Origin of the sequence: Priestia sp. 179-F W1.4 NHS (assembly GCF_045369295.1) — a bacterium.
Lineage (GTDB): Bacteria > Bacillota > Bacilli > Bacillales > Bacillaceae_H > Priestia > Priestia zanthoxyli.
Map to the genome: position 1 here is coordinate 133036 of NZ_JBIQFF010000005.1, position 21861 is coordinate 154896.

The window sequence follows — 21861 nt, forward strand, 5'->3', positions numbered from 1 at the left end:
CACCTCATTCATTTCTTGCCTTAACAGGTTTATAAACAGGCTGCCATACCGCTTCTTCTACAAGTTCAGCTACATTTTTTTCGGTAACAGTTGCTACGTTATCTTTTACAGCAGCATCGGCAACTGCCACAGCAACCGCCTTTGATACTTTTTGAAGATCTTTAATATTTGGAAGAAGCGTATCTCCTTTTGTATCTGTTTCTGCTATACGCGCTACTGCATTGGCTGCTTCTGCAAACATAGATTCAGTAAACTTTTGAGCGCGAACCACAATTGCACCTAAACCAAGACCTGGAAACACAAATGCATTATTAGCCTGTCCGATTTCGTAAGTGTGCCCGTTATATTCAACGGGTTCAAATGGACTTCCTGTTGCAATAAGGGCTTTTCCTTCCGTCCATTTTATAATATTTTCCGGAACAGCCTCAGCAAGTTTAGTTGGGTTTGAAAGCGGCATAATCACCGGGCGCTCTACATGCTTTGCCATTTCTTTAATAATTTCTTCGGTAAAAGCATCCGTGACGCCTGATGTTCCAATTAAAATCGTTGGCTTCACTTGCTTGACAAGCTCCAACAGTGAAATTTTATTTTCATCGCCCTTTTCCCATTCTTTAATCTCTTCATTTTGGCGAACATATGGCTGTTGAAAAGGAGCTAAATCTTCCATATCTTCCGTTAACAGACCTCTGTAATCATATGCCCAAAAACGATCATATGCTTCTTCTTCAGATAACCCTTCAAGCATCATCGCACTATGAATACGATCAGCATTCCCAATTCCAGCAGATCCCGGTCCAAATACAACAACCCGCTGATCTTTTAAAGGCGTACCTGTAATACGGACGGCTGTTAAAACGGCTGCAAGAGTAATTACTCCCGTTCCTTGAATATCATCATTAAATGTTAAAATTTTATCGCCGTATTCTTTCATAATGTGTCGCGCGTTAATATTACCAAGATCCTCCCAATGAAGAAGCGCTTTAGGAAACTTGGCCGTTATTTCTTTTACACATTGAGCGATAAAACGATTATAGTCTTCTCCTTTTACTCGTTCATGACGATTTCCTAAATACAAAGGATCTTCAAGAAGCTTTTTATTATTGGTCCCCATGTCAAGAACAACAGGCAGTACGCGGCTTGGGTCAATTCCTGCTGCAGCTGTGTAGACCGCTAACTTTCCAACTGCGATATTGATCCCTCCTACTCCCCAGTCCCCAATTCCTAAAATACTTTCTGAATCCGTGACTACAAGCAAATCAATATCTTCGCTGTCGAGCCCTAAGTTTTCAATCGCCTCACTTAATCTGTCCGCTTCATTTACGGATAAATATAAGCCGTCAGGACGATGATATTCATGGCTGTATTCTTGAATAGATTGACCTACAGTAGGCGTGTAAATAATGGGAAGCATTTCACTTAAATGATCGGTTAATAAACGATAAAACAACACAACGTTCCGGTTATGCAGATCATTTAACGAATTATTTTTTTGAAGATCATTCGGCGCTTTTTCGAACTGCTCATATGCTCTTTTTGCCTGCTCTTTTAACGTTAAGACCGTTGGAGGAAGAAGTCCCTGCAGATGAAGCTCTTCTCTTTCTTCTTCAGTAAAAGCAGAGCCTTTATTTAAATAAGAAGTGGATAAAACTGATTTTCCTTTTAGTGAAGTTGAAATTGACCCATCTTTTTCTACTTTATATGCTCTCATGTTTTTACCTCTTTTCGTGAACAATTAGATAGGGTTAGGTTCAGCAAAGAGATATATTTTTAACCATTTATTTTTAATGAAAACAAAAAAAGAGATTGAGGCATAACTACATCAATACAATCTAAAGACGAAAAAACGGGATAAATGAAACCTGTGTTCAACCTAACAATAAAAAAATCCGAACGATTCATCGTCCGGATCTTCCTTACGCCAAAATACGTTTTTCCCGCTTCGTTTTTTATACCACGCTGTAGTCTTCCTCCTCACTTTCTGAGTAATTAGGTGGCTGTATATGTGAAGGCACAAGACATTCATAGCTTTCCCCTTCTAGTCTATCCTCCAGCTCTTGTTTAGCTTGACTAATCAGCTCTTGATTTTCTATCATTTCAATCGCCGTAGCCGCGATGGATTTTCCAGCCAATAACATCGCATCATGGGCATACTCCGTTTTCCCTTGAGCAACAGCTTGCCATGTATGAAACGGCGTAGCATAAGCCCACGTTGCGGTCACGCACTGTGCAGTGGGAACATTCCAGCTAACGTCTGCAACATCAGTTGATCCTGTCATGAAGGAAACATTTTTAGACATAGGAGCAATTTGATTGAAGACTGGATGATTTGCTAAAGCTCTGTCTAGCAGTGAACCCACTTGTTTTTTTGCTGCTTCTTTGTCTTCAGCGGATGTAGACTCGTAAATAGCTTTGGCAAAGACTATTTCTTCATGTTTCACCTCAGCCAAATTTATCTGCATCATTTGTTTATGCATCAGCTGCTCCATTGTTTGATTTGGAATTAGATTAGCGCAGGCTCCTTGAATTTCCTGTTCCATTTGTGTTTCAGTCATTAAAGCCGCTCCCTTTGCAATTTTCACAACCCGTTCATAAAGTTCTTTTACTTGAGATGGCTTCGGAGCACGAATTAAGTACATGACTTCCGCTTCTGCTTGAACAACATTAGGAGAAATGCCTCCGCTGTTTGTAATGGCATAGTGTACGCGCGCTTCATCTATCATATGTTCACGCATATAATTCACACCAATATTCATCAACTCTACAGCGTCTAAAGCGCTTCTGCCAAGGTGAGGACTAGCAGCTGCATGACTGCTTCTTCCTTTAAATTTAAAAGTTGCTTGCATAACCGCATTCGATGACGTATGCATGACACCATTAACGGTAGCCGGATGCCACGAAAACGCGATGTCTACATCTTGGAAAAATCCTTCTCGTACCATATACGTCTTTCCGTAGCCACTTTCTTCAGCTGGACATCCATAGTATCGAACGGTTCCCGGAACATTTTTTTCTTTTAAGTATTCTTTGACTGCAAGCGCAGCTGCTAGTGAGCCTACGCCAAGTAGGTTATGTCCACACCCATGGCCATTTCCATTTTTTTTGACTGGATCTGCTACTGCACACTTATCTTTTTGACTCAGCCCGGTAAGCGCATCATATTCACCAAGAATAGCGATAATCGGATAACCGTGCCCGTAACTTCCAATAAAACCTGTTTCAAGGTTAGCAATATGTGTACGAAGCGTAAACTCTTCTTTTTCTAACATGTCGCAAATTAGCTGTGCCGACTTATACTCTTCAAACCTCGTTTCTGCATATTCCCATATTTGATCACTGATTTGAGTTAGCTCGTGTCGCTTTTGTTCAACAAGTTGTTCGACTTTTTTGACAATATCCATGAGACACTCTCCTTTTTCCCTCATTATTTAACAGCATTTTGTGCGTTCACTACCACTTTTGCAGGTCGAATCGAAAACAACGAAATAGCACAGACAAGAGCGCAGATAATTAATAAAGCAAACGCTGCATTATAAGACCCGCCAAACGATTGTACTAAAAAACCAATAAGCATTGGTGTTAATACGCCGGCTGCTTGAGCCCCTGTATTAATAAAACCATTTGCTGAACCGACCACTGATTCAGGCAACATTTTTAAAGGAGCTGAAGCGATTAAAATCACATTAAATGAAAACAGTAAAGTTACTGCGCTTTGAAAAACGATAAATATGCCTACGCTAGGTGAAATAGCCATTAAGCAAAGAAAAACGCCCATCAGTAAACCAAAAACCGCTGCTATCGTCTTGTCTTTTCCTTCTGGAAGCTTGTCTAAAATAAAGCCGCTAACAAACATTCCGATAATGCCTACAAATGCTGGGATAGCGGAAAGAAAACCGATGTCCGTTAAATTCAAATGTCTTACTTCGGCTAAATATGTAGGCATCCACGACATGAGCCCCCAGTTAATAGCGTAAATACTGAAATAGGCAATAAATAAATTCCAAATCATCGGGGTTTTGATAATTTCTTTTAATGTCATCTGCTTAGCAGGAATAGCAGAAGCCTCTCTTTTTTCCCCCTGCTGCTTTTCTTTTAGTAAAAAAACAAACAGAACTGTAATAACAAGCCCGATGGCTCCTATGATATAAAAGATACTTCTCCAGCTTATTGTTTGCATCAGCTGCGTCGCCAGAATCGGTGTCACCACGCCCATAATCGTACCTGACGATAACAAAAAAGACATGGCTCTACTGCGTTCTTGCTGAGGAAACCACCCTGCGATTCCTTTTGACGCAGATGGAAAATAGCTCCCTTCCCCTAATCCAAATAAAAAGCGAATGATAATAATAGAAGCAAAAGACCAGGCCATTCCGGTAAAAACCGTAAACAAAGACCATAAAAGCACGGCAATTGTAATGACTTTTTTAAACCCAAAGCGGTCTGCTAGCCACCCACCAGGTATTTGCATCAGTGCGTATCCTGCAAAAAAACTGCTTAAGATGATGCCTGTAGAAGAAGCATTAAGGTGTAGATCTTTCGAGATATCTAAAATAGCATAATTAATAATAAAACGATCTAAGTTTCCAAGCGACCAGCCTAAAAATAATAAAAATAAAATGATGTATTTCCAGTTCGACCTTGCTAGCATAAATGCACTCATCTCCTTTTTATTCCATTTAATGTAATGTTTTGTAACAAATCGATTCGTTACATAAATATTAAAAAATTCTGACTATTTTTTCAATGTGCATTTCTATATAATAAGAACTATAACTATGTATTTTTTTACATTAAGTAGTCTATAAGGGGTTGTTAATATGAGTGATTTATTAGCTAATATGAAAGGTTATCTTACATCTATTATTAAAAACAGTTCTTATCAAATTTGGACAAGTATTGATTCTGCAAATTTTAACATGATTTTTTCCAGTTCTTTATGCTCATCCCTGACTTACACTCCTCCCACTAGCCTACATAACGGTAGTGATTCCTTTCAAAAGCATATCGCCTATGAAGAGTTCGAAGAAATTTACTTATCCTTTCCAAACCGGTATGCGTTTGTTGTTCGCATATTTGCTAAGCATGACTGGACACCACAACAAATAAAGAAGCTATCCGCTAACTTTTCTCCTTATGTGCTGCAAAAAAAGCTAGAGCGGCATGAGCACATTTTGAACGTACTTATGAAAAGCATTAAGGAAATCTCGCTTTTACAAGACTCTGACTATCTATTAACAAGAATTCTAGAAAATGCTCTTTCAGTTATTTCTGTTGCGGATATGGGCGTGCTGTGGATGTTTGATTCTTCCACTGAATTTCTTTTGCCTCGCGCCTGGTCCGGGGGGCCAAACAATGAAATTCAAAACATGAAAATGAAAGTTGGCGAAGGAATTATCGGAAAGACATTTCAGCATAATAAAAGCTATATGTATACGAACTTAGAGGATATAGTACGCGATTCTTCTACTATGACTGACGATAATATTCACTATCTTAATCAGTCCTATTCATTTACACACATTCAATCTATTATTTCTGTCCCAATTTGCATGGAAGAACAAACGGTATGCGTACTCATTATTTATCAAAACGGTACAACTCCTCTTTTAAATGAAGAGGATAAAGAATTGTTAGAAAGCTTTTCCGATCAAGTTTCGATTGCTCTCTTAAACTCAGCGCTTTTTGAAGATGTAAAAAAACAAAATGAACTTTTAATACGTCGCGATCAAATTCATCGCACATTCATGAACGTTTCACTTCAAAGTAAAGGAATTGAACCGATACTTACCGAATTACGCCGAATGGTTACATCTCCCGTCACCATTGTAGATTTTGTTGATAATAAGACCTATGGCTTTTTAAAATTTCTTGATGTAGACACAAAAACAGCTGAATTTCACACGCATTTTGTTTTACATACAAAAGCTTGCTTTTATACTATTGAGTCACACAACCAGAAGCACAGCGTCTACATTCAACCGATACACGGCATTGATACGCTCTTAGGGTTAGTTATTCTGCAGACAAATCAAGAAGATCTTTCCTCTCTAGATCAAGTGGCACTCGAACAAAGCAGCTCTGTTATTGCACTAGAAATGCTGAAAAAACAAACGTTAGTCGATTTATTTTACAAGCGAACGCATGAACTATTTAGTGAATACTTATCATGTTATGACACCACTTTACTGTATCAAAAAGCAAATGAGCTAAACATTGATACAAAAAAGCATATTCTAGTCACTCTTATTACCATTCGTTCACAGGCGGACCTGCAGCTCTTAAACTTACATCTTCATCGCCTTGTATCTGACATCAAATCGGTTTTCAGCTTAAAAGCGCCGGTCGTATACGGATTCGACACGAAAGTAACCATTGTATTCACGCTTGATTCTTATGAAGACCATCATGCTATTATCAAACAATTAGAAGATTCACTCTCAAAATGGCGTTACTACAATGAATGTCATGTAAAAATAGGGATTGGAAGTCGTTATTCTCACTTTACCCAAATAGAAAAAAGTTATAGTGAAGCTGAAAAAGCTGTCTCTTACCTTCTGTCTCAGCAGCAAGATGGATGCATGTTGTATGAGGAAATAGGAATTAACCGGCTATTTATTAATCAATCGAAAGAAGAAGTCAAAACCTTTATTGATGAAGTATTTGTCCCTCTTAAAAACAATCATTTGAACGATGAACCTTTAGAACAAACGCTAGAAGCGTATTTTGATAACAACCGCTCGGCTTCACTTACAGCTAAGCAGCTTCATATTCACGTTAATACACTCTATCAGCGGTTGAAGAAAATCGAAGATAAAATGAACATATCATTTACAAATAGTGAACATCTATTAAAAGTGCAGCTAGCCTGCTATTTGAAAAAATTTCACTACAGCTGAAAAACCGATTCTTATTTTTAAGAATCGGTTTTTTCAGTAGAAAGAACAGCCTTAATTGATTGCTTCCAGCGGCTCAGTACCTCTTTGGAATCATGAAGCTGAAATTGAATGCCCGATGTTAAAACTGCATATTTTGCGTAATCTTCTTTAACAGCGGCTACTTCTCCCGTAAATAGCTCATAGCCTGATAACACAGGAGCTTCTTTTTTTAGCCGAAATTTAATGTAATAAGCTTTGCCTTCAACAACTAATGTAACGGTTGCCTTATGATTCTGTATCATGTTTTTTGAAGACGTGGTATCTTTCCATACTAACAGCTTGACGCGCGAAGAGCTAATAGCTACCAGCTCTCCTGCGCTAATCATTGCTACATGAGGAAACCCCTCGGATGTCACTGTAGATAGCAGCATCGCATCATGCTGTTTCCTTTCTAGATCTTTTCCATTTAAAAATACGCGCACGTCTTTTGGCAGCTCTGCTTTATTCATTTTACTTACCACCTTTGCTCATTAAGATCGGGGTGGCACAGGAGGCACGTGCGTTGCCAGCGGTACGTCTTTTGGATTGATTTTAAATGGTCGAGGGTATTTTTCAGGATTGGTGATCGTCTCAGGTTCAGAAGAACGCCAAGTAAACAAACACACGTTGCATAAGTAAATCTCCCAGGCTCCTTCAACTGGTGATTTAGATACTAAGTTCGCTTGTTTGGCTTCACATCTTGGACAAGTATGCATGTCGATTCCTCCTTGTTTATTTTTGCATCATATTCGTTAAGATTTTTTCCCATTTTTCAGTTTCAAGTGGTGTATCTAAAGGCTGCGAGTAGTGGCCTCTTGTTTCTGGTGCAACCGGTGTTGTAGCATCCAAAATCATTTTATCTGTAATACCAGCCGGATCAGATCCTGGATCAAGTGGCAGAACTGAGAGATTAGGCACTGTTATAACATCATGTTTTGGGTGCATTTTTGTCGATAGCGCCCACATGACTTGCGGTAAATTAAACGGATCCACATCTTCGTCTACTAAAATAACTAGCTTGCAATATCCTAATCCATGCGGCGTAGTCAATGCCCTTATACCAACCGCCTTAGCAAATCCTCCGTATCGGCTTTTCGTTGAAATGATAGCAACGAGACCATGAGTATACATCGCGTTCACCGCTTCAATCTCTTCAGGATATGCTTCTTTTAGCTGCTGATATAAAGGAACGCTTGTATTGATTCCAATTAAATAATCTGTTTCTGTCCAAGGCATACCGATATATAGACTTTCAAAAATAGGATCTTTGCGATGGTATACGCGATTGATTTTGATAACAGGCATGCTTCTGCCACCGGAGTAATGACCTGTAAATTCACCAAAAGGACCCTCATACTCACGTTCACCAGCTAAGATTTCTCCCTCTAAAATCACTTCTGCTCCCCAAGGTACATCTAAATCAGAAAGCTGAGACTTCACAATTCTGTACGGCTCACCTTGAATAGCTCCTGCCATTTCATACTCTGATTGATCGTAATGAAGCGGCGTAGCAGCTGCTGTGACAATCGCGGGTTCACATCCTAAAGCAATTGATACAGGGAGGTTTTCACCTTTTTCTTCGGCTTGTTTCAAGTGAATGGCAATATCATGCTGTGGCACGGGCTGAATGCCTAGACGGTCTTTCCCTTTGACCTGCATACGATATATACCTACGTTTTGTTTGCCGAAATGCGCCTTATCATGCTGATCACGAGAAATAACGCACGCTTTATCTAGATAATAGCCTCCGTCTCCTTGATTCAAGCGGAACAATGGCAAAAGGTCGAATAAGTTAATATCATCTTTAATTTCACACTCATGAAATGGCGCTGTTTCTTCTCTTTTCACTTTAACAGGAAATTTTTCATATCTCCGGGCAAATTCAAAGAACTGTTCTTTTACAGGAGTTGATTTAGGCAGTCCCATCATTAACGCGTGATTTGACCAGGAACCCATTACGTTTAGAGCTACCTTTGCGTTGTTATATCCATAAATATTTGTAAATAATAATCCCGGCGTTTGATCTCCTAAATTACTGATGGCTTGACCTGCTGAACCTAAATCCGGATCTGGCTGCACTTCATCTGTAATCGTCAGCAGCTGCCCTTCTTTATGTAGCGTATCAAGGAAATCTCTAAAGTCTTTATAAGCCATGTTTATTTTCCTCCTTGTGATAAATGTTTAATTCCATTCCATCTTTTTGCCTCAGGAAGCTCAATTCCTAATTGATCTAACGTTCGAACAGCAATATGCGTGACAATATCATCAATTGTCTCAGGTTTGTTATAAAAAGCTGGCATAGGAGGCACGAGGATAGCTCCCATTTTTGAGAGATCCAGCATGTTTTCTAAATGAATCGTATTCAAAGGCGTTTCTCGAGGAAGTAGCACCAGTGGCTTTCTTTCTTTTAACATCACATCTGCCGTTCTTGCTATTAAGTTATCTGCTAGTCCCATTCGAATAGATGCTAATGTTTTCATGCTGCAAGGACTTACAATCATTCCGTCTATACGAAATGAACCGCTCGAAATTTTTGCTGCTTGGTCTTGATATGAATAACAATAATCTGCTAACGCTTCTACTTGCCTAACGCTACACGGTGTTTCCAGCTTAATTGTGGCATGAGCCCAAGACGACATGACTAAATGCGTTTCAACAGAAGCCTTCTTCAAAAGCTCTAAAATTCGAATACCTAGAATAGCTCCTGTGGCCCCTGTTATTCCTACAGCTATTTTCATTTCTTTTCCTCCTCTCTGCTTTGGTTACACATTTAACTTTACACTTATTTTCCATACAATTAAAATATTGATAAAGTATATAATAATACCTTTAAAGTATGGAGTTGAATATAGTGGAATTAAGACAGCTGCATTATTTTATTGTCATAGCTGAAGAATTAAATGTAACTAAAGCAGCCAAGCGTCTGCACATGGCTCAGCCTCCTTTAAGCAGACAGCTAAAGCAGCTCGAAAATGAGCTGGGCCTTTTGCTTTTTGAACGAAACAATAACAAGCGCTTATTGTTAACGGCAGAAGGAGAGCTTTTTTTAAAACGAGCGAAAGAAATTGTGCAAAGGGTCGAAAAATCAGTATTGGAAGTACAGGAATGTAAAAACGTAACAAATGAAAAGCTTGAAGTCGGATGTACAATCTACTGTGCATCAACGGTTCTGGATAAGCTAGCTCTTATTCAAAAACAGTATCCAAACAGTACTTTTAATATCTATGAAAACGAACCAGCTCATTTAAACGAGTTGTTGACGGATGGAAAGATTGATGTAGCAGTCACCACTACAGACTTACCTTATCAACAGGTAAAAACAAAAACACTTGCACCAGATGTCTTTGTTGTAGCAGTTCCCAAAGAAAGTAGTTATGCAACAGAAAAGATTTCAGTCGCTGAAATCGCTTCTCTCCCTCTTATTCTTCTTCGTTCAAATCGGGAAATAAGCATATACAATCGCATTATAAAGGAATTTAAAAAGATGGATATAACACCTACCATTTTATGCGAATGCCATGACTCAGCGATGCTTCTTAATTTAGTATGTCGTGGCCTTGGTGCTGCTATTGTTCCTTATTCGATGCTATCTTCTTTTTCGCTAGAACATATTAAAATTTTAAGCATAGAAGATAATCCATTTGTAATTGAGCCTTTAGTTACGTGGCGTACCGATAGTTATCTCCCCAAAATCGCTCAAGAATTTTTAAAGCTTTTTTAAGTATAGATGCACAAAAAAGGCTTTGCTAAAATAGCAAAGCCTTTTTTATTTTATATTGATATATGTGACTACATTAACCAAGAAATTAATAGCGGTAATGTAACAAGTGACATAATGGCACTAAGTACGAATGCTGAAGCTGTTTCACCAGCTAGGCTATCAAAGCGCACTGAAATCATCGCTGCTACAGCTGAACCTGGGAATGCTACTAATAACACTAATTTTACGATGTCAGCTGATGATAGACCCATTGCTGTTGCAATTCCTAACATTACAAGCGGCTGAATAGCCACTTTTAAAATCGCAATACCAAATGCCGCTGGGCTAAATTGAATTTTACGGATACCAATTGTTACCCCAACTGCGAATAGTGCCGCACCAGATGTAATTGAACCAATTTGATCTAAACTGCTTGACAATAAATCTGGAGATTGGAATCCACATAGCACTAATACTACTGCGATTAACGGAACACAAGCTAACGGTTCAGAAAGACCGTGTAAGATTGATTTAATCGTTACTTTAAATAAGCTTTCTTCAGAATCCCCTTCACTTCTTTCGCGCTGTCCAACCGTACCAATAATAGTTGCTAAAGGATCAAGCATCGCATTTACTACGATACCCGTAATAGCGATCGGAATTGCTACTACATCCGCGCCAAACAAGCTACCTAAAACGGGAATACCCATAAACGCAAACGTTGGCTGCGTAGAGTTTAAAGAGAACATAGACGCGCCTGTTAGTGAGTATTTGAATACATATTTTGCAACAAGTAAGAAAAGAACATAAAATCCAATAATACCAAGAACTAATGCTAATAAAAACGGCCATTTTTCAATAAGCGTTTGTTTTGATGTTGTTGTAATACCAACGAATAAATGTGCAGGTAACGCAAATTTTGTTACAAGCGTATTTAACCCTTTAGATGTTGTTGCATCAAACTTTTTAAAATACCCTGCTAAATAACCTAGCAAAATAACGAAAAAGATTGGGGTTAAAATAATAAAGATTTGACTAATTTCCATTTTTGAACACTCCATTGTTTAGATTAGAATCAATCATATAAATTTGCTTTCTTAGAAAGATAATTATTTTCTAAGGCTTGTCTATGGATATTGTTTACGTCAGGCCATTCATCTCCCCTTTTGCTAAACATCTCTACAAATATGAAGTAACGTATAATGGTTCATGAAAACGCATGGACTTTGTTTTTCTGCAATCATTTATTTACTTCGAAGCTGTTCATTTAGTTAAATCAAATCACACAAAACTTGTCATACAATACAGTAACTCTACAACCTTAGCAAAAACTTGTCATACAATCATGTTATTGGCTTACTTAGGCTGAAAAAAAACACCTTCAAATGAAAGATGCTTAATCTTGTGACGAAAGAAAGCGACTTCTGATTGATGAGGAAGAATCTCTAAGAGTTTGAAACTCTCAGTTAAAAAGTTCCATAATTTCACAAAGTTTTTACAAACAATCTTACTTATTTGTATATTGCTTTCTGTGACGAATTTATGAACATGTTTTAACTTAACATTTGTAGGGGAATTATTCAATTACATTGCTTAAACTTTTAGTGAAAAAAATATTTTAATCCTGTTTTTTTTACATAAAACGGATTAATATAGTTAAAAAGACCTATATATTATCGATTAAAAAGAAGATGATTCATCTATCACCTTCTTTTGCTTACTTTATTTAATAATTAGATGTAGATCATAATGTTACTTTATTTTAGCATCAATAATGGAAAAATTGTGTTCTTCTGAAAACCACGTTTTGATTTTTTCTTTTGCTTTCAGTTTAACACCTTCATCAATGTACATGGCAACTTGAATCAATGCGAGCCCCAGAGCTCCTAAATCATCTGTAAATCCAACTCCTGCTGCAAAGTCCGGAATTAAATCTAAAGGAAGAATAAAATAACCTAACGCTCCTATAATGACTGCTTTTGCTCTTGGAGGAATATCAGGCTTGTGCAGCGTGTAGTATAAAAGCAGTACGGCATAAACAACGTTTGCCCCCGCTTTTTTACCAAACTTTTTAAGCTTGTCCCAAAATTTTTCTTCCGAATAATATTTGGCTGTTTCCTCTGTACGAACGGGTACAATTTCTTGTTTCTCTTCCATATCGATCACCCTTTCATCACCATATGTACTTATTATAAACGATTATCTCTACTGAATTCCATTGAGAGCTTAAACTCCATAAACCTGCACAAAGCAGGCTTATGAATTTTTTAATGAGTAATGCTTCATAACGATAGTAACTAAGTCATTCAGCGCCGTTTCACTTTTAGAATGATTTTCAAACTGCTGAATGAGATCCATATGTTCAAGCAGCACTTCGTAATTACCCGTCATCTTTCTCAGGACTTCATATGCGGAACTATTCAAATCCACTTGTATTTTCAAATCCTCCAGCTGTACTAGATACTCATTCCAGCGCTGATCTTGTTCTAGCAGCAGCCATACAATTTCTTTTATCGCCTTCCGCACATTGGACTCCATCTTTTCATCTCCTTTGATACACAGATATAACAAAGTCTATGAAAAAAACGAGCTTTTTCATTCCCGTATTATACAAAAAGTGTTTTTTTTATTTTATAACAAGCCCGCTTAAGAGCTCTTCCCATACTTTATCATCGCGCAGCACGTCCATTGAAAAAATAGGCGCATGTAAAACACATGTATAAGGCAAGTCCCAGTTAGCTTCGGACAAAAGTTCTTTTTCACTGTTTGTCAGCAGCAGTATATAGAAATCGTTTTTGACCATTCCCTTTAAAACATGCTCTAGTTCTTTCGCTTCTTCATACGTTCCGCCCATACGAATAAACAATATACAAGAACTGGTCTCCATTGACGTTAAAAATCGCTCCGTTCTCCGTTCATATTTTTCTTTGACTTCATTATATGAAAGCCAGTTAGTCTCCGTATTAATAGACGACGGAAAATCATGAGCAGAATCAATTTGATACACCTTATCACGCAGTCTAAGCGTGGAACCATCTCCGAAAGAACTGATATAGGTTAAGTGTTCATATACAAATAAGTCTTTACAGCGATTTTCCAACAGCTGGTTAATATGAGAAAGAGAAATACTAATACACCAATCAATCACGCCGGCTTGTTTTCGCAAAGAATATTTTTTCATATATATCCCTGGAAAACAGTTATAGCCTAAACTGTATATCATATCGTACTGCTTGCTTTTTAGTTCATTTAAAGTAACCATATTCATCCTCCCTTCTTCTATAAAATATGACAGTCTTTTATAGAAAGAGGCGGCTTCTGCCTTATACCGTACAAGCTTTTTGCGTTTTAGGAGCTTGTGTAATAAAAGAGTAAGGAATTTAAAAAAACAACCGAAGCAAAATATTTTGGAACTCGAAAGATTCTTGTTAAAATACTTGTATTCCATTGAAATAACAAGGCCTATGAAGTCTTTAAAGAAAGAAGATGAAATTGATGAGTAAAGCATTAAAAGATATTCCGATTTCCGTGTTAGATCTTTCTCCTGTAGTTGAAGGAGGGACTGTATCTGACTCACTTAGAAATACATTAGATTTAGCTCAGCACGCTGAAAAATGGGGGTATAACCGCTATTGGCTAGCTGAACATCATAATATGACAGGTATCGCAAGCTCCGCTACATCTGTTGTAATTGGTCATGTCGCTGGAGGCACGTCACGCATTCGCGTAGGCTCTGGCGGCATTATGCTTCCTAACCATTCTCCGCTTGTTATTGCTGAGCATTTTGGCACGCTTGAATCACTATTTCCAGGACGTATTGATTTAGGCTTAGGAAGAGCGCCAGGGACAGATCAGCTGACAGCGCAGGCGCTGCGACGCGACCGCAGAAGCGACGGCAGTGACTTCCCAGAACAGCTGGCCGAACTGCAAGAATACTTTAAACCTGCTTCAGAAAGTCAGATGCGTGTTAAAGCTGTTCCCGGTCAAGGTTTAAATATTCCGATTTGGCTCCTTGGCTCAAGCGGTTTTAGCGCACAGCTTTCTGCACAGCTAGGCTTGCCATTTTCATTTGCAAGTCACTTTTCGCCTAATAATACAATGACAGCTCTTAACATGTACCGTCGTTATTTTAAGCCGTCCGACGTGTTAGAGAAACCATATGCAATGTTAGGTGTAAACGTAATCGCTGCTGATACAGATAGAGAAGCTGAACGCTTGGCTACTTCTATGCAACAGCAGTTTCTAAATTTAATTCGAAACACACCGGGGAAACTCAAAGCTCCCGTGGATAATATGGATGAACTATGGACTGACTTTGAAAAAGCTTCTCTTCAACAGCAGCTGGGCTCTTCTATTGTCGGAAGTCCTGAGACGATTAAAGTCAAGCTAGAACAGTTTATTGAAGAAACAGAAGCAGATGAACTGATGATTAACGCTCAAATTTACGATCACAAAGCTCGCCTTCGTTCGTACGAAATTGTTTCTCAGCTGTTCAAATAATAAAAAGGCCGGACACGTCCGGCCTTTTTATTTGCTTTCTACTGCTTCAAGAAGTAAATCTGCAAGATGAACGGCCCTTACACTTTCTTCTACTCCTTCTCTGACTACGCCTAGCTTCATTTGAATGAGACAGCCCGGGTTTGCTGTTACAATTGTATGGGCATGGGCTTCTTTCACTTTTTCCATTTTATAATCTAAAATTTGCATAGACATCTCTTGTTCCGTTAAGTTATAAATACCAGCTGAGCCGCAGCAATGAGCCGCATTTTCCATTTCATTAAACACCGTTCCGTTAATCGCTTGGATCAGTTTTCTCGGTGCGCTGGACGTTTTCATCACGTTTCTTAAATGACACGAGTCTTGATACGTAATAATTTGACTTGAAAGCGATAACTTTTGTCTTTCTACAAACTGCTGCTGCAATAAAATCTCTGAGAAATCTTTGACTTTTGCAGAAAAGACCGCTGCTCTTTCTTTCCATTCCGGCTCATCTTTTAATAGATGATCGTATTCCACTAACAGCGCACCGCAGCCGCCTGCATTAAGAACAATATCATCCGCTTGAATAGATTCAAACGCCATAATATTTTGTTTTGCTAACTTTTTTGCCTGATCTTTTTCTCCGCCGTGCGCATGCAGGGCGCCACAGCACGTCTGCACTTCTGGTATAACGACCTTACACCCCGCTTTTTGTAAAAGTGCAATCGTCGCGTTGTTTGTTTCCATAAACATCGTGTCCATTAAACACCCTGTAAAAAAAGCAACCGTACGCTCTCTTGTTCCTTCTGCTTCAAATAAAAAAGGACGTTTCTTCATTTCTTTTTTTGTTGGCACAGGCGGAAGCGTTTTTTCCATTTGTGCTAAATTACCGGGCAGGACGTTTAATATATTTGTTTTTTGAACAGCTTTTTGCAAGCCGCTTCTTTGATAGAAAGCAAGCAGAGAATGTACATTTTTTAATCGTTCTTTATGCGGAAAAAGCTGTTCAAACACCATATGCCTGAGCGCTTTTACCGGCCATTTATGTCGTTTTTTCTGCTGAATAATATCACGCGCTTCTTCTAATAAGTGTCCGTACTTCACACCCGAAGGACAAACAGGCTCACACGCTCGGCAGCCAAGGCAAAGGTTCAATTGTTTTTCAACGGATTCATCCGGTTCAATAAGCCCATCTACAACTCCTTTCATCAAAGCAATTCTTCCGCGCGGTGACGCTGCTTCATATTGATTGGTTTGGCCATACGTCGGACAGCTTGGCAAACAAAAACCGCATCTCATACAATTCATTAACTCGTCATAATCTAACCGTTCTTTAAACGCTTGCTGAATGTCTTTTGTTGCCGTCATGAACGAACCACCACTCTTTTTCTCGTGTCTTTAGCAAAAATTTTCCCTGGATTCATAATTCCTTGCGGGTCCAAAGCATACTTAATTGCTTTCATCGCAGCTACTCCTTCTCCGCCCATCTTCAATGCTAAATACGGTGCTTTCATTTCTCCGACTCCATGTTCACCTGTAATCGTTCCTCCAAGCTCAATGGCTTTATGAAAAATTGCTTCAAAAGCTTGTTCGACTCGGTGAATCTCCTCTTCGTCACGCGCATCTGTTAAGCAAGTCGGATGCAGATTTCCGTCTCCCGCATGACCAAACGTACAGATTTTAACGTTGTATTTTACAGCAATTTCATTAATCGCTTTGACCATTTCACTAATTTTAGACCGCGGGACGGTTGCATCTTCTAAAATCGTCGTTGGCTTCATTCGTGCTAAAGCAGAAAGAGCTGATCTTCTTGCTGTACTTAACGCTTCTGCTTCTGCTTGCGAAGCCGCTACTTTCACCGATACAGCCTTTCCTTCGCTGCAGATGCGTGAAATCATTTCAATATCGCGCTTCACCACTTCTGGCGGGCCATCTTGTTCAATCAATAAGACAGCGTTTACATCAGTTGGAAGCCCAACTTGGGCAAAATCTTCTACTACTTCACACGTCGGCTGATCTAAAAATTCAAGCGTAGCCGGAATAATCTTATTGGCGATAATTGCTGAAACCGTCTTAGCAGCTGCGTCCATGTCTTCAAACAGCGCAAGCAGAGTTTGTTTTGTTTCAGGTATTGGAATGAGCTTTAAAATCGCTTCTGTCACGACGCCCAGCGTTCCTTCAGACCCGACAAATAAGTTCGTTAAATCGTAGCCAGCTACATCTTTAGCCAGCTTGCCTCCTGTCTTAATACAATCGCCGTTTGCAAGAATTACTTCAAGACCAAGAACGTAATCTTTTGTTACTCCGTATTTTAAGCCTCGTAATCCTCCTGAGCATTCATTGATGTTTCCTCCAATGGTTGATATTTTCATAGAGCTTGGATCAGGAGGATAAAATAAACCTTTTGCCTCTACGGCATTAATTAAGTCTAACGTAATAACACCCGGCTGCACGGTAGCGGTTAAATTTTCTTCATCAATTTCCAAAATTTTATTCATTCGATTAAAGGTAAGAACAATTCCGCCTTGCGTTGGACACGTTCCTGCGCTTAAATTTGTGCCTGAGCCTCTTGGCACAATAGGAACGTGATCTTCGTTGCATATCGTTAAAATTCTTTTCACTTGATCTTTGTTTTCAGGCATAATAACTGCATCAGGAAGCGACTGAAAGTTAGGGGTTGCGTCATAAGAATATACGAGTCTTGCTTCACTGCTATCTTGAAAGTTGGCCGATCCTACAACTTCAATGAGCTTTGCTTTTGTTCGTTCATTAAGCATAACGTTCCTCCTTATATATCTCTTAATCTTATTATAGTTGCAGAAGCCACGAGGGACTATAGATAAAAAACTAAAAAAAAGCGCTTTAAAAACTCATTTTTTGTATGTTTATCTAATGAATAGCGCACTTTATTCTAGTAGAGACAGCGCAAGGTAAAAAAGCGTGAGACCCTTTACACTTTTAGGATCAATGTCTGTTAGTTCTTTCATTTGCTTCAAGCGGTAATGAAGCGTATTGATATGAATATGTAAATCAACTGCCGTTTTTTTTAATGATTGATCATTGGATAAATAGCATTTCAACGTTTCGAGAAGCTCTTTTTCTTTTAAAAGAGCGGAAAGCACTCGACTTAAGAATTCCTTTTTTACAGGTTCAGAAACGTCTTCTAAAATCATGGCCATCAGCAGTTCCTCATAAAAAACAACGGTTTGACGTTTTGAAGCTACTTTAAGCGCTTTTTTTGCTTCTTCATATGAAGCATGCAAATCAAATTGCTCCGCTGGCTTTCCTACACCAATAGTGATGATAACTTGGTTGTTTGCTTGAATGTACTGCTGACATTTTTTTAATTCTTCTTTAAATCCTTGTCTTACCTTTTCACCTACCGCTTCTTTTAGTAAAAGTAAGCGATCGTATCCCCAATTTGCGATATAATCTCCTTCACCTTTATGACTTTCAAACCAGTAGCGAATCATTTCTTGTACCTGCTGCTGCTTCTTTTTCGAAAGAGATGAGTCAATTTGAAACAGCGTGCAGCAGTAAGCACTGTCTACTTGTACTCCTAAAATATGGCCTCGTTCAATAAATTCTGCATCTACCTGCTGGCTATAAATCCATTCACGAAAAAAAGCTTCTACTCCTTTATTCTCCCATTCCTTCGCTTCTATATAGTATGCTTCGCGAATAATTAGCTCTGTTAACCTTCGAATAATGTCTGCAAAAGGCTCAACAGCTTCTGGAGTACCTGTAATGCCAATAACGCCAATAATGTCTCCTTGATAACTGATGGGCAAATTAATGCCCGGCTTAACTCCTTTTAAATCCGCTGCTTCTTTTTTAGAGATATATAGTTTTTGCTTTTTTTGCATCACGTTCCACGCACCTTCGTGAAAAAAACCAACCCGCTTTTCTTCTGTTGATGCAATAATAATTCCATGTGGATCCGTTACAATTACATGCTCGTTCATCACAAGCTGCACTTCTTTTATAATTTTCTTCGATAGTTCAGAAACTAGCTGCACGTTGTTTACACCTCATCTATCATCAATTAAAAGAGCTGAAAGAATGGTTTTCTCTCAGCCCGCTTTTTTTATTATGCGTTCACTTTTTCAGCTTTTTTTAGCACGTTAAAAAACTCTTTCATAAATTTAGGTAAATCCGGCCAAGCTTGTCCGGTTACTAAGTTTCTGTCTACGTGGAGCGTCTGTTCAACAAATACAGCACCCGCCGCTTCTACTTCCGGACGGCAAGCAGGATACGCTGTCACTTCTCTGTCTTGGAGATACTCTCTAACCGTCGTTAACACGAGCTGACCATGACAAATAACGCCTAAAGGTTTGTTTTCTTTTAAAAAATGAGCAGCAATTTCCTGAACTTTTGTGTTCATTCGAATATATTCAGGCGCTCGTCCTCCAGGAATAATAAGTCCGTCAAAATCAGCGGGATCCACTTCATCTACAGAAGCATGAGAATCAATTTTATATCCCGTTTTTTCTGTGAATGTTTCCATTTCTGGAAGAAAATCATGAACAACCGTTTGGAGCTTCTTTTTCACGGGAGAGGCAATGGTACACTGAATATCTTCTTCTAAACAGCGATAATACGGATAAAAAACTTCTAAAGCCTCCACGGCATCTCCTGTTAAAATCAAGACACGTTTACTCATCTTTTATCACCTTTTCTTTTAATGTCGTCATTTACTTCTTCTCGCAAGCTGCTTTCCATTCCTGCTTTTCCCCTAGGAATAATAAAAAAAGCAGGGCCTTCATTCCTTTACTAGGAATGTCAGCCTTGCTTTTTATCTTGTACTCTTTTTAATTCAGCTGTTAATTCAATAAACCAAGCTTCGTCTTTTGTTAGCAGCGCAAGATCAATCAATGAAAGAATCTGCTCTTCGTGCGCCGTTTTTTGAAGGGGCAGCTTCTCTATTTTTTCATCCATCATGCCAATGGTTGTGCCGACCATTTTTTCATCATCACTTTTCACTACATTGATTAGTGCGGCTTTTTTAGATGGATTAATCGTTTTTATATATCCGTATATAAGTTCACCGTCGCGAGACTTTCCTTTGACCCAGTCGCCTACTTTTAAATTTCCTTCAAATAGCTTCACAGTCATTCTCCTTTCTTCATAAACATGCTAAGAATTAATGTAACGGCATATAGTATTCTAGAAAGTAGTGTAATCATAATACTTACAGTTTAGAAAGTCAAAGAATCTGTTTTAGAGCAAAAGGCTCGATATACAAAATCACTGCAACAATAAAAAAATCCGAACGATTTATCGTTCGGATCTTTCTTCAACTACACTCAGCCTCTTTATTTGTTATACGAGTCCAGTTAAGCTGTAGATTCCAATGATTAAGAAACATGCAAGCGTTTTTATAACAGTGATGGCAAAAATATCTCGGTAAGACTGCTTGTGGGTTAATCCGGTAATAGCAAGCAGGGTAATAACAGCTCCGTTATGAGGAAGCGTATCCATACCTCCTGATGCCATCGCTACAACCCTGTGCATAACTTCAGGAGGAATATTGTATTGATTAATAGCTTCTACATACTTATCTCCCATCGCACTAAGCGCGATTCCCATACCTCCAGAAGCGGATCCTGTAATACCGGCTAAAATGTTTGTCGTAACGGCTCCATTGACAAGCGGATTTGTAAAGGTATGTGAAATACCATCGCGAACGGTTGCAAAGCCAGGAAGAGATGAAATAACGCCTCCAAAGCCATACTCAGCTCCCGTGTTCATCGCAGCGAGAAGCGCTCCGCCAATACTTGCGTTAAGACCCGCTTGGAAACCGGTGGTCACTCTCTTCCAGTCATACGCAATCGTCGTAATAATTCCAATAACAAGTGCTAACTCCACTGACCAAATACCAACAACTGCGGTTAAATCTACTTTTCCGAACGCTTCAAGGCCAATTTTGGCAAAATCAAAACCGTCTGGGTACCACTTTGGAATAGAAACAGTAAAAAATTTGTTTGCAACCCCTACAAGCACGAGCGGTACAAACGCTAAAATCTGTCTTGCTACGCTAGGTTCATATTTAGGTTCTGTAGAAGGTACAGACTCTTTTTCTAGCTCTGCAGCAGCTGCTAGTTCATTATTAAATCCGTAGTAGCCTTCTCCAGCTTTTCTTGCTTTTTTACTTCGGCTTTCTAAATACCAAAGACCTAAGCTAAAAACAATAACTGATCCGATAATCCCCAGTGTCGGAGCAGCATAGATGTCTGTTTTAAAAAAAGTCGTTGGAATAACATTTTGAATTTGTGGTGTACCCGGAAGTGCATCCATGGTAAACGAAATAGCTCCTAATGCAATCGTTCCCGGTACTAATCGTTTTGGAATATTCGCTTCGCGGAATAAGTTAGCCGCAAACGGATAAACTGCAAACGCAACAACGAATAAACTTACGCCGCTGTAGGTTAAGATTGCTCCCATTAAAACAATCGCCAAGATCGCACGTTTAGCCCCCACGACTTTAACAATTGTTTTCGCAATCGACTCAGCGACTCCAGACATTTCTACCATCTTCCCGAAGACTGCTCCTAATAGAAAGACAGGGAAGTAGTTTTTAATAAATCCAACCATTTTCTCCATAAAAACGTTTGAGAAAAACGGGAGTGCATAGCTTGGTTCCGTTAAAATAACGGCTAGCAGCGCACAAAGTGGAGCAAACAAAATAACTGAAAATCCGCGGTAAGCAACCAGCATTAAAAGCCCCAGAGACAGCAAAATAATCAGCAAATCCATAACGTTTCCCCTTTC

At 38.9% G+C, this 21861-nt stretch carries 20 protein-coding genes; 3 read left to right on the forward strand and 17 right to left on the reverse strand.

Going from position 1 to position 21861, the window contains the following annotated elements; all coding sequences use genetic code 11:
- Nucleotides 1-4 precede the first annotated feature (4 nt).
- From ACH0CI_RS21185 to ACH0CI_RS21195, 3 genes are all read right to left on the reverse strand, one after another.
- A complete protein-coding gene (locus ACH0CI_RS21185) occupies nucleotides 5-1708 on the reverse strand; it encodes an NAD-dependent malic enzyme (RefSeq protein WP_406902218.1) in 1704 nt (567 codons plus the stop codon).
- Nucleotides 1709-1946: 238 nt separating this feature from the next.
- Nucleotides 1947-3398 carry a M20 family metallopeptidase gene (locus ACH0CI_RS21190; RefSeq protein ID WP_406902219.1) on the reverse strand — a complete coding sequence of 484 codons (1452 nt, stop codon included), beginning with the start codon at nucleotides 3396-3398 and terminating at the stop codon, nucleotides 1947-1949.
- Between the two features lie 23 nt (nucleotides 3399-3421).
- Nucleotides 3422-4645: an MFS transporter gene (locus tag ACH0CI_RS21195; protein WP_406902220.1), complete on the reverse strand. Its 1224-nt coding sequence runs from the start codon at nucleotides 4643-4645 to the stop codon at nucleotides 3422-3424.
- A gap of 169 nt (nucleotides 4646-4814) precedes the next feature.
- Between ACH0CI_RS21195 and ACH0CI_RS21200 the strand changes: the two genes are divergently transcribed.
- Entirely contained in the window at nucleotides 4815-6893 is a 2079-nt protein-coding gene (locus ACH0CI_RS21200) for a helix-turn-helix domain-containing protein (protein WP_406902221.1), read from the forward strand.
- A gap of 17 nt (nucleotides 6894-6910) precedes the next feature.
- On the opposite strand, the gene ACH0CI_RS21205 is transcribed toward ACH0CI_RS21200, so the two are convergent.
- From ACH0CI_RS21205 to ACH0CI_RS21220, 4 genes are read right to left on the reverse strand one after another with little or no spacing between them, the layout of a single operon-like run.
- Entirely contained in the window at nucleotides 6911-7381 is a 471-nt protein-coding gene (locus ACH0CI_RS21205) for a hypothetical protein (protein WP_406902222.1), read from the reverse strand.
- Between the two features lie 21 nt (nucleotides 7382-7402).
- Entirely contained in the window at nucleotides 7403-7627 is a 225-nt protein-coding gene (locus ACH0CI_RS21210; protein WP_028413104.1) for a non-oxidative hydroxyarylic acid decarboxylases subunit D, read from the reverse strand.
- A gap of 16 nt (nucleotides 7628-7643) precedes the next feature.
- Nucleotides 7644-9065: a non-oxidative hydroxyarylic acid decarboxylases subunit C gene (locus ACH0CI_RS21215; protein WP_406902223.1), complete on the reverse strand. Its 1422-nt coding sequence runs from the start codon at nucleotides 9063-9065 to the stop codon at nucleotides 7644-7646.
- 2 nt (nucleotides 9066-9067) lie between these two features.
- The gene (locus tag ACH0CI_RS21220) at nucleotides 9068-9649 is read right to left on the reverse strand and encodes a non-oxidative hydroxyarylic acid decarboxylases subunit B (protein WP_335706586.1); all 582 of its coding nucleotides are present in this window, start codon (nucleotides 9647-9649) and stop codon (nucleotides 9068-9070) included.
- Nucleotides 9650-9762: 113 nt separating this feature from the next.
- On the opposite strand from ACH0CI_RS21220, the gene ACH0CI_RS21225 reads away from it, so the two are divergent.
- Nucleotides 9763-10632 (forward strand): LysR family transcriptional regulator, encoded by an 870-nt coding sequence (locus tag ACH0CI_RS21225; protein WP_098626633.1) that lies wholly within the window; start codon nucleotides 9763-9765, stop codon nucleotides 10630-10632.
- A 68-nt stretch (nucleotides 10633-10700) separates the two neighbouring features.
- On the opposite strand, the gene ACH0CI_RS21230 is transcribed toward ACH0CI_RS21225, so the two are convergent.
- The 4 genes from ACH0CI_RS21230 to ACH0CI_RS21245 form a co-directional block, all read right to left on the reverse strand.
- Complete coding sequence (locus ACH0CI_RS21230) at nucleotides 10701-11657, reverse strand: AEC family transporter (RefSeq protein WP_028408284.1); 957 nt, start codon at nucleotides 11655-11657, stop codon at nucleotides 10701-10703.
- A gap of 706 nt (nucleotides 11658-12363) precedes the next feature.
- Nucleotides 12364-12768 (reverse strand): YkvA family protein, encoded by a 405-nt coding sequence (locus ACH0CI_RS21235; protein ID WP_406902224.1) that lies wholly within the window; start codon nucleotides 12766-12768, stop codon nucleotides 12364-12366.
- A 99-nt stretch (nucleotides 12769-12867) separates the two neighbouring features.
- Nucleotides 12868-13149, reverse strand: coding sequence for a hypothetical protein (locus ACH0CI_RS21240; RefSeq protein WP_013083437.1), 282 nt, complete (start codon nucleotides 13147-13149; stop codon nucleotides 12868-12870).
- 88 nt (nucleotides 13150-13237) lie between these two features.
- The gene (locus ACH0CI_RS21245) at nucleotides 13238-13873 is read right to left on the reverse strand and encodes a DUF1796 family putative cysteine peptidase (RefSeq protein ID WP_335706589.1); all 636 of its coding nucleotides are present in this window, start codon (nucleotides 13871-13873) and stop codon (nucleotides 13238-13240) included.
- Between the two features lie 233 nt (nucleotides 13874-14106).
- Here ACH0CI_RS21245 and ACH0CI_RS21250 point away from each other — a divergent pair, with 233 nt between their 5' ends.
- The gene (locus ACH0CI_RS21250; RefSeq protein ID WP_028413099.1) at nucleotides 14107-15111 is read left to right on the forward strand and encodes an LLM class flavin-dependent oxidoreductase; all 1005 of its coding nucleotides are present in this window, start codon (nucleotides 14107-14109) and stop codon (nucleotides 15109-15111) included.
- 27 nt (nucleotides 15112-15138) lie between these two features.
- Here ACH0CI_RS21250 and ACH0CI_RS21255 read toward each other — a convergent pair whose 3' ends face one another.
- The 6 genes from ACH0CI_RS21255 to ACH0CI_RS21280 all read right to left on the reverse strand — a co-directional run bounded on the left by ACH0CI_RS21255 (nucleotide 15139) and on the right by ACH0CI_RS21280 (nucleotide 21846).
- The gene (locus ACH0CI_RS21255; protein WP_335706590.1) at nucleotides 15139-16458 is read right to left on the reverse strand and encodes a (Fe-S)-binding protein; all 1320 of its coding nucleotides are present in this window, start codon (nucleotides 16456-16458) and stop codon (nucleotides 15139-15141) included.
- Nucleotides 16455-17867, reverse strand: a complete 1413-nt coding sequence (glcD, locus tag ACH0CI_RS21260) for a glycolate oxidase subunit GlcD (RefSeq protein ID WP_328153463.1) — start codon at nucleotides 17865-17867, stop codon at nucleotides 16455-16457. The genes ACH0CI_RS21255 and glcD overlap by 4 nt, the downstream gene beginning before the upstream one ends.
- A gap of 129 nt (nucleotides 17868-17996) precedes the next feature.
- Nucleotides 17997-19109 (reverse strand): CdaR family transcriptional regulator, encoded by a 1113-nt coding sequence (locus tag ACH0CI_RS21265; RefSeq protein WP_406902225.1) that lies wholly within the window; start codon nucleotides 19107-19109, stop codon nucleotides 17997-17999.
- Nucleotides 19110-19180: 71 nt separating this feature from the next.
- Nucleotides 19181-19753, reverse strand: a complete 573-nt coding sequence (locus ACH0CI_RS21270) for a DJ-1/PfpI family protein (RefSeq protein ID WP_013057347.1) — start codon at nucleotides 19751-19753, stop codon at nucleotides 19181-19183.
- Nucleotides 19754-19872: 119 nt separating this feature from the next.
- The gene (locus ACH0CI_RS21275; protein ID WP_028413094.1) at nucleotides 19873-20199 is read right to left on the reverse strand and encodes an IDEAL domain-containing protein; all 327 of its coding nucleotides are present in this window, start codon (nucleotides 20197-20199) and stop codon (nucleotides 19873-19875) included.
- A 213-nt stretch (nucleotides 20200-20412) separates the two neighbouring features.
- Nucleotides 20413-21846 (reverse strand): GntP family permease, encoded by a 1434-nt coding sequence (locus tag ACH0CI_RS21280; protein ID WP_013083445.1) that lies wholly within the window; start codon nucleotides 21844-21846, stop codon nucleotides 20413-20415.
- Between the last annotated feature and the right edge of the window lie 15 nt (nucleotides 21847-21861).